This window comes from Sphingobacterium athyrii (assembly GCF_003071065.1).
GTDB classification, from domain to species: domain Bacteria; phylum Bacteroidota; class Bacteroidia; order Sphingobacteriales; family Sphingobacteriaceae; genus Sphingobacterium; species Sphingobacterium athyrii.
In genome coordinates, this window is record NZ_QCXX01000011.1 from 41572 (window position 1) to 54370 (window position 12799).

General features: G+C 40.9%; 11 protein-coding genes. 6 read left to right on the forward strand and 5 right to left on the reverse strand.

The window, feature by feature from the left end:
- Window positions 1–17: 17 nt before the first annotated feature.
- The 4 genes from DCO56_RS27755 to DCO56_RS27770 all read right to left on the reverse strand — a co-directional run bounded on the left by DCO56_RS27755 (window position 18) and on the right by DCO56_RS27770 (window position 2847).
- Window positions 18–872, reverse strand: a complete 855-nt coding sequence (locus DCO56_RS27755; RefSeq protein WP_108636935.1) for a nucleoside phosphorylase — start codon at window positions 870–872, stop codon at window positions 18–20.
- Window positions 869–1486, reverse strand: a complete 618-nt coding sequence (locus tag DCO56_RS27760; RefSeq protein WP_108636936.1) for an IMPACT family protein — start codon at window positions 1484–1486, stop codon at window positions 869–871. Before DCO56_RS27760 ends, DCO56_RS27755 begins: the two co-directional genes overlap by 4 nt.
- The gene (locus DCO56_RS27765) at window positions 1483–2280 is read right to left on the reverse strand and encodes an EamA family transporter (RefSeq protein WP_483881778.1); all 798 of its coding nucleotides are present in this window, start codon (window positions 2278–2280) and stop codon (window positions 1483–1485) included. Before DCO56_RS27765 ends, DCO56_RS27760 begins: the two co-directional genes overlap by 4 nt.
- A 90-nt stretch (window positions 2281–2370) precedes the next feature.
- A complete protein-coding gene (locus tag DCO56_RS27770; RefSeq protein WP_108637005.1) occupies window positions 2371–2847 on the reverse strand; it encodes a thermonuclease family protein in 477 nt (158 codons plus the stop codon).
- A 544-nt stretch (window positions 2848–3391) separates the two neighbouring features.
- Here DCO56_RS27770 and DCO56_RS27775 point away from each other — a divergent pair.
- The 5 genes from DCO56_RS27775 to DCO56_RS27795 all read left to right on the forward strand — a co-directional run bounded on the left by DCO56_RS27775 (window position 3392) and on the right by DCO56_RS27795 (window position 8852).
- Window positions 3392–4216, forward strand: a complete 825-nt coding sequence (locus DCO56_RS27775; RefSeq protein ID WP_108636938.1) for a prephenate dehydratase — start codon at window positions 3392–3394, stop codon at window positions 4214–4216.
- Between the two features lie 118 nt (window positions 4217–4334).
- Complete coding sequence (locus DCO56_RS27780; RefSeq protein ID WP_108636939.1) at window positions 4335–5447, forward strand: chorismate mutase; 1113 nt, start codon at window positions 4335–4337, stop codon at window positions 5445–5447.
- Window positions 5447–6697, forward strand: a complete 1251-nt coding sequence (gene aroA / locus DCO56_RS27785) for a 3-phosphoshikimate 1-carboxyvinyltransferase (protein ID WP_108636940.1) — start codon at window positions 5447–5449, stop codon at window positions 6695–6697. Before DCO56_RS27780 ends, aroA begins: the two co-directional genes overlap by 1 nt.
- 207 nt (window positions 6698–6904) lie before the next feature.
- A complete protein-coding gene (gene aroC, locus DCO56_RS27790) occupies window positions 6905–8011 on the forward strand; it encodes a chorismate synthase (RefSeq protein ID WP_108636941.1) in 1107 nt (368 codons plus the stop codon).
- Entirely contained in the window at window positions 7998–8852 is an 855-nt protein-coding gene (locus DCO56_RS27795; protein WP_108636942.1) for an ROK family protein, read from the forward strand. Before aroC ends, DCO56_RS27795 begins: the two co-directional genes overlap by 14 nt.
- Before the next feature lie 117 nt (window positions 8853–8969).
- Here DCO56_RS27795 and DCO56_RS27800 read toward each other — a convergent pair whose 3' ends face one another.
- Window positions 8970–11387: an alpha-ketoacid dehydrogenase subunit alpha/beta gene (locus tag DCO56_RS27800; protein ID WP_108636943.1), complete on the reverse strand. Its 2418-nt coding sequence runs from the start codon at window positions 11385–11387 to the stop codon at window positions 8970–8972.
- Between the two features lie 194 nt (window positions 11388–11581).
- On the opposite strand from DCO56_RS27800, the gene DCO56_RS27805 reads away from it, so the two are divergent.
- Window positions 11582–12772: a DEAD/DEAH box helicase gene (locus DCO56_RS27805; protein WP_108636944.1), complete on the forward strand. Its 1191-nt coding sequence runs from the start codon at window positions 11582–11584 to the stop codon at window positions 12770–12772.
- Window positions 12773–12799 lie beyond the last annotated feature (27 nt).

A 12799-nucleotide genomic window follows, 5' to 3' on the forward strand; every position in this document is an offset into this window, starting at 1 on the left:
TACTGGGAGAGGTTTTTCTAAATCCTTTCCAGTACCAGTTGAATAGCTTTTTCCACTACCGCTTCAGGATTCGCGGAAAATTCTCCCGCTACCCTACTTGCTAAAATGGCATTAATGGATAAAGCCTGATGACCAAACATGTTCGCCAGCGCATAGATACCGGCAGTTTCCATTTCCAGATTGGTCAAACGGGAATCATTATGCCGAAATGAATTTACCAAAGAAATCAGGTCCGGGATCGTATTGTCTGATCGTAGACAACGCCCCTGTGGCGCGTAAAACCCCGGTGCCGTCAATGTCATCCCTTTAGGTAGATCAAACGCAATTCGGTCTAATAAACGCTTGCCTGCCTGTGCTACATAAGGTTTTAAACTCAATTGCGGAAAATACCGGATCAGAGCCTGCTGGAGATTCAATTCAGTCTCATCGTAAGGTTTTTGGTAGAATTGCATCAATGCATCAAAGCCAATCCCATATTCTGAAGCCAGTATACTGCCCATTTCGATACCTGTCTGTACTGAACCCGAAGTACCGATACGCACGATATCCAAAGAGGTCAGCTCGCTTTTTACCTCCTTATGCTGAAAATCGATGTTCACCAAAGCATCCAGTTCATTCAATACGATATCAATATTGTCTGTACCTATTCCTGTAGAGATCACGCTCAGCCGTTTAGTCCCAATATATCCTGTATGGGTGATAAACTCACGCTTTCCCTTTTTGAGTTCAATACGGTCAAAATATTTCGACACCTTGGTCACACGGTCCGGATCTCCTACCGTAATGATTGTATGGGCTAAATCCTCTGGCAATAAATTCAAATGGTAAATACTCCCATCTGAATTTAAAATGAGTTCTGAATTGTTTATCATATCGTTCTTAAATAATTCAATTGACAACCTTCAATTTTGGAAAAACGCTCCACGACACGGTTCACCTGCATTTTCCGTACCTCAAATTCCAGGTAGCAATTATTGTCAAATTCCTGCTTCTCGATTTCCAGCCCTTCCTCCTTAATAATACGCATGACATCATTCATATTTAGATAATCAAAGGTCAGCCCATAACTATCGTTAACAGTACGTTCGATTATTTGAGCTTGATCCAAGGCATCCTGAGTTGCCGATTTATAGGCATTAATCAAGCCTGGTACGCCCAACAGTGTTCCTCCGAAATAACGGACGACAACAACGAATATATTGGTAATATCCGCCGAGAGCAAAGCATTTAAAATAGGACGTCCCGCGGTACCAGAGGGCTCACCGTCATCGTTTATTCGAAATACATTCCGATCCGGAGTCAGCCGATAAGCCCAACAATGGTGTCTTGCCTTCGGATGAAGGGATTTCACTTCCTGTAAAACATCTTTTAATTTCTCCTCAGATTTAAAAGGAAATGCATAGGCAATAAATTTGCTTCCCTTATCTCTAAAAATTCCCTCATAGTTTGCATCGATCGTTCGATAAGTATCTTTAAATAAACTCACTGATATGCGATAATTAAAACTGAAACAATGGAAAGTACTATCCCGAGGTAATTCAACCATGATAGTCTTTCTTTAAAAAATAATACACCGACCAAAGCACCCAGCGAGATAACACCAATATTCATCCCGGTAAATACGATGGAAGGGTTTTCAGGCAATGCCCGATGGGCTTTCATATAAAATAATATATTACAAAAATTGAAAGCACCTAAAATCAGGCCATAGACGACTGCTTTAGGTGAAAAGGTCTGCTTGTCAACGAAGATAAAATAGCCTAATAAACCAAATGCGATCAGCATGGCCATAACAAATATAATAAACATCGAACTGACATAAGGTATTGTCACATGCAATGCCACCTGCTTAAAAAGGATATCAATAACCCCCATACCAATAAAAACAAGCAACGGATAGAGACTGTTTCGATATCCTGTATTTGACCGGGCTATTTTAAGATGGGATTTTCGCCAGCCGATGGAACATATAATAGCCAATAGCCCTATTCCTATCCCCAACAGTTTATTTCCCTGTAGCTTTTCGTTGAATAAAAAAAACGCGGCCAGTAGAGGGATAAATAAAGACAGTCGCTGCGCCACCTCCGTTTTTACCAATCCACTATAGCGGATGGATAACGCAATAAAGACAAACATCCCCGGTAACAGTACCGCCAGCGCCGTATACAACGGGAATGGTAAAGCTGTCCAGCTAATTTGTTCTATTTCGGGCCGTAATATAAAGTAGGTCAAAGCAACCGCCATTGGATAATTCCAGACAATCACTTGTTTTGTTTCCACGCCATACTGTTTTGCCAATTTTAATAATACGGCTACAGTGACGCTACAGATAACACTTATAAGGACAAAAATCATTGTTCTGTTACTAAATTATTTCCAAAGCCCACGCTTGGCCTGACGGGCCTGCCGTTCTAATTTTACAAAAAAATCAGCATACTGAACGTTCGGCGCCAAGGTGTATGTCACGGCGTACCCTTGCGCTACCAACTCCGCGTTAACAAATTTCTCCCTAAGATACACATAAGCAAGAAGTCTTCCATACCGATCCTTTTTACCGACATCAAATACAAGTTTTACATTTTTTCCAGTCAACATAGCCTGTAGATATTCTTTTGCTTCCGGGCCATAGTAACCAACCTCCTTTCGTGCTGTTCTCCTTGTTTCGGGAGCATCAATCCCGATCAACCGGACCCGCTCACCTTTTTTACGACCATTATCAATGACAAAGGTATCCCCGTCTATTACCCGTCGTACTGTTGCATACCGCTCCTCCCCTTTATAGGAAAAACCTAAAAATAAGAAACAGATGATCGTTGCGCTCACCAAAAAATTAAATCGCTTTAGCATAAAAATCACATTTTGCGCAAAGGTAGTAAAATACTTTTTCAGCAAACAACGGATAAAACACAACATATTTCAACAAAAAAACTATTATTTTTAAATAAAAAAAACACTTAAAAATACTCTATTTTTCACCTATTTTTTTATGTTAAAAAATCATTAAAAAACAGGTTTAAAAAAGACAATAAAAATCATAAAATATTAAATATAATATAGATATAAAAACAAAACACTTCAAAAAACTATAAAAAACATTTATTTTTAACATAAAAAAAATAGCAAAAAAAAGCGACAAAAACACAGCTATAAATGATATATTTATTATGAAAAAATTTATTTTTTCTTTGATATTTCAAAAACATTCGTACATTTGAAATGTCAAACAACACAAGGATGAACAGATCATATACATATTTCTATTTTAACTTCTTTTATTTTAAAAATAAGAGCCGGGATTAGATTGTGTATACATTAAAAATATAACAAGAAAGAGTCCCGGTTTAGAACATCGGGACTCTTTCTTGTTTAAGGGCAAAATAGCAACAAGAAAATGAGTTTAAAAATTGCGATACAAGGAGCAAAAGCTTCATTTCACGAGGAAGCAGCATTTAAATACTTTGGACGTGAAGTCGAGATCGTTGAATGTGATTCATTCAAAAAAACCTGTGAATTGCTTAAGCAAAGAAAAGTAGATTACATTGTTATGGCGATCGAGAATTCGATAGCGGGTAGCCTATTACCAAACTACAATCTGCTTCGGGATTATAAATTCCATATCACAGGTGAAGTCTATCTCAACATTCAACAGAATCTGATGGTATTACCGGGCGTCAAATTGAAAGACATCAAGCATATCGAATCACATCCGATCGCCATCCGTCAATGCGAAGAATTTCTTTCGGAGCTGGAAGGTGTACGCATCACAGAGGGGTCGGACACCGCAGCTACAGCAAAAATGATTGCTGAACGGAAATTGACCGATACAGCTGCAATTGCGGGCACTTTGGCTGCGGAGATTTATGGGCTTGAGATTTTAGAGAAAAGAATCGAAACCAATAAAAAGAATGCGACACGTTTTTTAGTTCTTTCAAATGAGGTGGTTGAGCACAAAAATGCCAATAAAGCATCTTTATCGTTCCAAACGGGAAATACGGTTGGATCACTAGCGACTATTTTACAGTGTTTTGCTGAGCAAAACATCAACCTGAGCAAGATTCAGTCTATGCCTGTTATCGGAAAACGCAACGAATATGACTTTTTCGTTGATGTTGAATGGAAGAAACAATCAGACTATGAAGCTGCGATCCGAAAAGTACTCAAACATAGTGTCAATTTCAATATTATGGGCGAATACATCAAAAACGAGAAACTATAATCAACAACTTAATAATTATTAAAAAAATCAACTTACACTGAATCTGTTGGAGCGATAAAAGCTTACAAATCAAGCATAACAGCTTAACAGACTCAAATACCTTTAAAAATTTATTCCGATGAAAAATACATTAGAAATCACTCCTTTGAAATCATGGTTGGATACTGGAGACAAACCTTTAATTATCGCAGGTCCTTGTAGTGCTGAAACAGAAGAACAGTTGGTATCGACGGCACATCTATTGGCTAATACTGGAAAAGTAAATATTTTACGTGCAGGAATCTGGAAACCACGTACTCGTCCAGGCGAATTTGAAGGTATCGGTTCCATCGGTTTGGAGTGGTTGAAGAGAGCAAAAGAAGAGACCGGTTTATTGACAGCTACAGAAGTTGCGACAGCAAAACACGTCGAAGAAGCTTTGGCAGCTGGTGTTGATGTACTTTGGGTAGGCGCGCGTTCAACTGCAAACCCGTTCACAGTACAAGAAATTGCTGATGCACTACAGGGAGTAGATGTACCAGTTTTCGTAAAAAACCCTGTTAATCCAGATTTATCGTTGTGGATCGGTGCTTTGGAGCGTATCAACCGCGCTGGCATCAAAAAATTAGGTGCTATCCACCGTGGATTCTCTTCTTACGAGAAAACAGCATTCCGCAACGAGCCGATGTGGGATTTAGCCATCCAGTTAAAAACTGCTTGCCCTAATTTGCCTATCATCAATGATCCTAGCCACATCTGTGGTAACCGCGAATTGTTACCGTACATCGCACAAAAAGCAATGGATATGGACATGCAAGGTTTGATCATCGAATCACATATTGATCCTTCTGTTGCATGGACAGATGCCAAACAACAAGTTACGCCGGCAGCCTTAGCAGAGTTGATCAATCATTTGACATTACGTAAAGCTGATTCTGACAACCCATCATTTGAGGACAAATTAGCCGAATTGCGCAGCAACATTGATAAATTGGATGATTTGATTATTCAAAAGATCGGCGAGCGTATGAAAATTGCAGAGAAAATCGGTGAATACAAACGCGATAACAATGTGACGATCTTACAGGTAAACCGTTGGGATGAGATTGTTCAAAAACGTACAAAACTTGCTGAAGCACTTTCTTTGGGTAGTGAGTTTGCAACAAAATTCCTAGAATTAATTCACAATGAATCTATCCGTAAGCAAAACGCGGTAATGAATTCACAGGAACAACCAACAGCAGAAGCATAATGAATCAACAAGTCATCAAGCTGACGCACCCATCAAAAAAAATAAAAGGCACGGTTCAACTGACAGGATCAAAATCCGAGAGCAACCGTGCTCTTATTATCCGCTCGTTGAGCAAGGGACAGGTTGATATAGCGAATCTTTCCGAGGCTGCTGATACGGTGACGTTAAACCGTGTATTGCAGATCGCATCAGATCCCCAACCCGGCTACAACACGATTGACATCGGTCCGGCAGGTACAGCAATGCGCTTTTTAACGGCCTATCTGAACCTTGTCCAAGGAAACTTTATCCTTACGGGGACCGAACGCATGCAACAACGGCCAATTGGTATATTGGTTGATGCCATGAAGGAGATCGGCGCTGACATTCATTATGAAAAAAAGGCCGGCTATCCGCCCCTAAAAATAGAAGGAGGCTTATTTCAGGGGAAGGACCGTGTCCGTATAAAAGGAAATATCAGTAGCCAATACATCTCGGCGCTGCTATTAATTGCTCCTGCATTGAAAAAAGGGCTCACATTGGAAATTGAGGGCGAACTGACTTCCAGACCCTATGTATCCATGAGCCTCGATATGCTAAAAAGCGTCGGCATACAGCATGAGTGGACAGCGAATGAAATACATATCGCCCCACAGACTTTTTCAAAAAGCACGATTTATGTGGAGCCAGATTGGAGCGCTGCATCTTACTGGTACGCTATTGTAGCGCTGGCTGAAGACGGTGCATCGATTATCTTACCGGGGCTTAAAAAAGACAGTCTGCAAGGAGATATTGCAATTGTCGATATTATGACGCATTTTGGCGTGCAATCCAGTTTTGAAGCCGATGGCTTGCATCTTCAAAAAACCGCAATAGATTCGAAAAAAACGTTATTTGATTTCAAAGAATGCCCCGATCTCGCGCAGACTGTCGTCGTTGTCGCTGCAGCTTTAGGCCGTGACGTTTCTTTTACAGGTCTTGAGACATTAAAGATCAAAGAAACGGACCGAATTGCCGCTTTACAGACTGAAATAGCAAAATTTGGCGCTGAATTGATAGCAGATAACGAAATCTATCATCTTAAAACAGCCCAGGTATTCCAGCCAAAAGAGGTGACCTTTGACACTTATGAGGATCACCGTATGGCAATGGCATTTGCGCCCCTTGCATTGGTTTTTGACCAGATCAAGATTGCGGAGCCAATGGTTGTAGAAAAATCGTATCCTGATTTCTGGAAACATCTGCAGGCCCAATCTTTTATCATTGACTAATATTTAAAAACCGGAAGATGTATGCTCCCGGTTTTTACAACCTATATACACGCTATTAATAGCTTTAATGGCAACGAAAGAAGTACTACCCGCACACAGACCCAGACATGATTAAAAATAATCAAAATTGATAAAGTTAGGTTTTACAGTAGTGTTTTCATTGCATTTAAAGGCAAATTTATCTAAGTTTATTGAAATTTAATTTTTATGGCAGGAAACTCATTTGGCGATTTATTCAGAATCAGCACTTTTGGCGAATCACACGGTAAAGCGATCGGTGTAATTATTGATGGTTGCCCCTCAAATATAACGATAGACGAAGAGTTTATACAGTCGGAACTAGATAAACGGAAACCGGGACAATCCAGGATTACCACACAACGAAAAGAAAGCGATACTGCTCAGATATTATCGGGCGTATTCGAAGGGAAGTCGACCGGAACACCGATTGCCATTGTTATACCTAATGAAGATCAACGTTCCAAAGACTATACCCATATTAAAGATATCTTCAGACCCTCCCATGCGGACTTCACCTACCAGATGAAATATGGTATCCGTGACTACCGTGGCGGTGGCCGCTCTTCAGCCCGTGAAACAGCCGCCCGCGTTGCTGCAGGTGCTGTTGCAAAGAGCTTTTTACAACAATTTGGCATCGAGATCTTCGCGCATGTTTCCGGTGTAGGTACAATCGAAGCCCCGAATTTGGACACGAAAGATCTTAAAGCCCTGCTTGAGCTTCGGGAATCTAATATTGCACGCTGTGCTGACCCAGCTACAGCCAATGAAATGGTCGAATTTATAGATTCCGTAAGAAAAGCAGGTGATACAGTAGGTGGACGCATTTCGGCCGTGGTAAGACATGTCCCCGTTGGACTTGGAGAACCTGTATTTGACAAACTTCATGCTGACCTCGCCAAAGCGATGATGAGCATCAATGCCGTACACGGATTTGAATATGGATCAGGTTTTGCAGGTTCGGAGTTGCGAGGTTCCGAACATAATGATATATTTGTAGCAGATGACCATGATTTAAATCAAGTGCATACACATACCAATTTCTCCGGGGGAATACAAGGCGGTATATCAAACGGTATGGATATTACTTTTAAAGTAGCATTTAAGCCTGTTGCCACCATCATGAGGGATCAAGAAACAGTCGATATCCATGGCAACCCCGCCATCGCAAGTGGCAAGGGAAGACATGATCCTTGTGTTGTTTCGAGGGCGGTAATTATTGTAGAAGCCATGGCGGCACTTGTGATTGCGGATCATCTACTTAAACATCAAAGTTACAAACATGCTGCAAGATAATTATGTCGTAGGTGTTGACATTGGAGGCACTCATATTTCCGCCTGTATCATTGACACCAAACAATGGAATATACATTTAGAGAACGTGGTCAGAAACCACGTTTTTTCTCAAGGAGATGCTAAAACGATTTTACACACCTGGGCTTCCACAATACGGGATAGTATTATCACCTCACCCACTGCTATTCAATTCATTGGCATTGCTATGCCGGGACCATTTGACTATGAAAATGGGATTTCTAAAATGTTAGGACAAAGCAAGTACGATGACTTGTACGACAAAGATATTAAGAACCTATTGTCCGCTGAGTTGGGTCTACCGCCTACCGCCATTCACTTTATCAATGATGCAGCAGCTTTTTTACAGGGGGAAATATTTGTACAGAACCTTCAGACCAATCCGAGAATACTCGGGATTACTTTGGGGACAGGCTTAGGATCTGCGGTATGGAATAAGGGCGAGAAGGCCTTCGATGCAGACCTCTGGAATACACCTTATCAGGAAAGCATCTTTGAAGAATATCTTGTAACAAGATGGTTTGTCAAACGGTTCAAAGAAATCACAGGGAAAGAAGTCACTGGTTTAAAAGAAATTTTGGACAATCATAGAGAAACTGCTGCATTCGCAACCATCAAAGATGAATACGCAACACATCTATATGATTTTATGCAGTTTTTTGAAGAAAAATATCAGACGAATATCTTTATTATTGGTGGTAATATTGCGAGAGCACTTCCTATCTTTATCGCGGACCGGGAAGAATTCAATAGATTCACCATCCATACAGCTATATTGGGAGAAAAGGCTGCCATGATTGGCGCCGCAAGTATATTCAGTTAATCCAGGGGTTTAGAAACAGAAAATAACGTTCCCCAAAAAAAATGCTATTCAAAAAGCATCTCGTAAGGAGCTCTTTGAATAGCATGGTTAGCGTAACAGATCCAAAGAGATATCCATCTATTCAAACATAGATGGATATTTTTCTGGATTAGCCTCATGCATTATTGCATACACCGTTTCCACAACATCATCCGAAGAGGGCTTCGAAAAATAGTCACCATCCGAACCATAAGGAGGTCGATGCGCTTTTGCTGACAATGTCCGAGGCTGGCTATCAAGCAAATAATAACCATTTTGATTTTCAAGTATTTCCTTTAATATAAATGCGGCGGCACCCCCGGGGACATCCTCATCCACCACCAACAACTTATTTGTTTTTTTCAGAGACTCCGCACATAATTGTGCTTTGTCAAACGGCAACAAAGTCTGAGCATCAATAATTTCGATAAATATCCCTAGACGTTCCAATTCTACCGCAGCTTCTTCGACAACGCGTAACGTTGAGCCATAGGAGACAACCGTAATATCCTCTCCCTCTTTAATACGCTCTGCATAGCCGATCGGCACCGTAAATTCACCAACATTCTCCGGCAAACGCTCTTTGAGGCGATAACCATTCAGACATTCAACGACAATAGCCGGTTCATCAGAGCGGAAAAGTGTATTATACATTCCAGCAGCCTGTGTCATATTACGTGGTACACAGACATGCAATCCTCTTAAAGCCCCCAATATTACGGACATCGGTGATCCGGAATGCCATATACCTTCCAGACGGTGTCCGCGGGTACGGATAATGACTGGTGCTTTTTGCCCTCCGAAAGTACGGTAACTTAAGCTCGCCAGATCATCACTGGCAACAGTGATTCCATAGATCAAATAATCTAAATATTGAATTTCGGCAATTGGTTTTAAGCCGCGAATCGCCAACCCGATTCCCTTGCCGATAATCGAATTTTCACGGATTCCGGTATCAAATATGCGATGCGCGCCGAGCTTCTCCTGTAGGCCCGCAAATCCTTGGTTGACATCCCCGATCTTTCCAACATCTTCTCCGAATGCCAGTAAACGTTCATCGCGTTGAAAATTTTCTTCAAAACAAAGATTCAATACTTCCCGACCATCCACGATCTTGGCATCCTCCGTATAATTTGCAGCAACCACAGGCACGTTCAACGGAGAATCAACTCCATCAGTAAAAAGTTTGGAATTGTACCGTTTTTCATTATTTTCCTGTTTAACCTTATACCAGTCCAACAATTCCCGACGGCCTTCAGTCTGACTTCCTTTAAGCTCATGGAGCACCTTCCGGACCTGTCCATAGACCTCTTTCAAAGAAGGTTCTACCATCGATTGTAGTTTTTTTGCCGCAAAGTCCGCTTTCTCATTTGGAATTCGAGCCAATAAATCAATGGCTTCTTTTGCTTCAAGTGTCAAAGTTCTGATATAATCAGCCCAAGCCCTTTTTTGTTCCTGACGAACAAAATCTTTGGCCTCACGATCCAATTGATCTAACTCTTCATCCGTAGCAATGCCCGAACTTTGAATCCACTCCTTCATTTTGGCGATACAGTCGAAGTCCGTTTCCCACTGCAAGCGTTCCTGAGATTTATAACGCTCGTGGGATCCCGAAGAGGAATGCCCCTGTGGCTGTGTCAGTTCGGTCACATGGATCAAACAAGGGATATGTTTTTCTCTTGCAATGCTGGCGGCCTGCTCATATGTTTCACACAAGCCCGCATAATCCCAACCTCTGACCTTGAAAATTTCAATTCCGTTGGTCAGTTCTTCTTTTTGGAAACCCTTGAGTATTTCAGAAATATCACCTTTTGTGGTCTGCGTCTCATTCGACACCGAAATTCCGTAACCATCATCCCAAATAGAAATAACTGCAGGTATCTGATGTACTCCGGCAGCATTGATAACTTCAAAAAATACCCCCTCCGACGTTGCGGCATTCCCGATGGTACAGAAGGTAACTTCATTTCCTTTATTCGAGAAATAGGACAAATAATCCAAATTTCTATTTTGTTTATATAATTTAGAGGCCAATCCGAGTCCCAGCACCCGCGCCATCTGCCCACCTGTGGTGGATATATCTGAGAAGGAATTCTTCTGCACGGTTTGATCAAGCCAATTCCCTTGATCATCCAACACCCGTGTAGAAAAATGACAGTTCATTTGCCGACCGGCAGAAGAAGGATCTGCCTCAACATCAGGATGTGCATACAATTGAGAAAAAAAACGATAGACATCACTGATGCCCGAAGCAAATATAAATGTTTGGTCACGGTAATATCCCGACCGCCAATCGCCATTTCTGAAGACCTTAGCCATCGCAATTTGTGCCAATTCTTTTCCATCGCCAAAAATACCAAACTTAGCCTTACCGGTAAGCACTTCTTTACGCCCCAATAAACTCACGTAACGACTCTCCAAGGCAGTTCGATAATCATTCACAATAATCTTTTTGAACTCGTCAAAGCTCAAAGCGGAAATAGATTCATTGTTTTGGTCAAATGCAGTATCAAGCATATTCTTTTTTGTTTCAACAAATTTAACAAAAATATTATTCTATATAATTGGTGTTTGTCAAATAAATTGACAATCAATAGTTCGATTTTGAAATAGAATATTCTAATTTCTCAAATTAGTACTTTTTGAGAAAAATTCCTAATTTTTGCAGATTTTTAATTATTATAGATAGGAATTAATTTTATTTTTTTACTGTGAATTTTTCAACACTACAACTCAATAAGTTCCTTTTTTCCAACCTTGAAAAACAGAAGCTTTCGGTACTAACAGCCGTACAGGAACAGGTTATCCCTGCCCTATTGGATGGCAAAGATTGTCTGGCGATTGCCCCTACGGGGACCGGAAAAACCGAAGCTTTCGCCATCCCCCTCGTTCAACATTTATTAGAAAAGGATCAAAAGGAACATGCCTCCGTTCTTATTCTGCTTCCAACACGTGAACTCTGCATCCAAACGAAAGATAGAATCGCTAAGCTGATCGAAGGCACAAGCCTCAATATCGCTTGCTTTTATGGCGGCGGAACTTACGAAAGCCAACTTGCAGCCTATCCCAAAGCTCAGCTGATCCTGGCCACTCCGGGCAGACTGCTCGACTTTCTGGAACAACAGCTTATTGACCTGAAAGCTATAAACACCTTAGTCATTGATGAATTTGACCAACTGCTCGATCTGGGTTTCGCACTAGAAATCAATAAAATTATGCTGGCACTTCCTACGGAAAGACAGTCTATTTTCGTATCGGCAACACGCACGGCGGAAATGGATAAAATAATTCATAAAAGGCTCAAAAATCCAATCGAAATCGTCGTAGAAAATCAACTTAAAAAAGGAAAAATACACGAATATGTGTTGTATGTTGATAAAAATGACAAGAAAAATCTCATCCGATATCTGCTTGAAGACAGGATAAAATCGCAAGTGCTTATTTTCACACGTACCGTGCATGCTGTCGAACGAATTGAAGCAGACCTTCAGCGAAATGGTGTTTCGGCTCTCGCCTTATATGGCGACAAGTCGCAACAGCAACGGGAGGATATCGTCAGTAAATTTAGAAACAAAGAAAACAGGGTATTAATAGCGACGGATTTATTAGCCAGAGGCATGGATTTCCCAAATCTTGAAGCTATTATTAATTATGAAGTACCAGATTCCCCTGAAACATATACACATCGGATCGGAAGAACGGGCCGTTCTCAGGCTGACGGCATAGCCATCACACTCTGCGACGCAGAAGACAATCAGAAATGGATAAAGCTACAGTTAGCACTAAATAAACAGATACAGATTGACGATCAACATCCATTTTTATTGAGTTGGGAAAAAATGCTGTCCAGTAGCCAAAGCAATACCCGAAAAGGCCAATCAAAATCGAGAAAACGTCGTTAAATTATAATTATTCTTTTACTTTTACCT

Bases quoted from the DNA above. Each gene is read 5' to 3' on its own strand.
- DCO56_RS27755 (WP_108636935.1), bottom strand. From the start codon at position 872: ATGATAAACAATTCAGAACTCATTTTAAATTCAGATGGGAGTATTTAC.
- DCO56_RS27770 (WP_108637005.1), bottom strand. From the start codon at position 2,847: ATGCTAAAGCGATTTAATTTTTTGGTGAGCGCAACGATCATCTGTTTC.
- DCO56_RS27775 (WP_108636938.1), top strand. From the start codon at position 3,392: ATGAGTTTAAAAATTGCGATACAAGGAGCAAAAGCTTCATTTCACGAG.
- DCO56_RS27780 (WP_108636939.1), top strand. From the start codon at position 4,335: ATGAAAAATACATTAGAAATCACTCCTTTGAAATCATGGTTGGATACT.
- aroA (WP_108636940.1), top strand. From the start codon at position 5,447: ATGAATCAACAAGTCATCAAGCTGACGCACCCATCAAAAAAAATAAAA.
- aroC (WP_108636941.1), top strand. From the start codon at position 6,905: ATGGCAGGAAACTCATTTGGCGATTTATTCAGAATCAGCACTTTTGGC.
- DCO56_RS27795 (WP_108636942.1), top strand. From the start codon at position 7,998: ATGCTGCAAGATAATTATGTCGTAGGTGTTGACATTGGAGGCACTCAT.
- DCO56_RS27800 (WP_108636943.1), bottom strand. From the start codon at position 11,387: ATGCTTGATACTGCATTTGACCAAAACAATGAATCTATTTCCGCTTTG.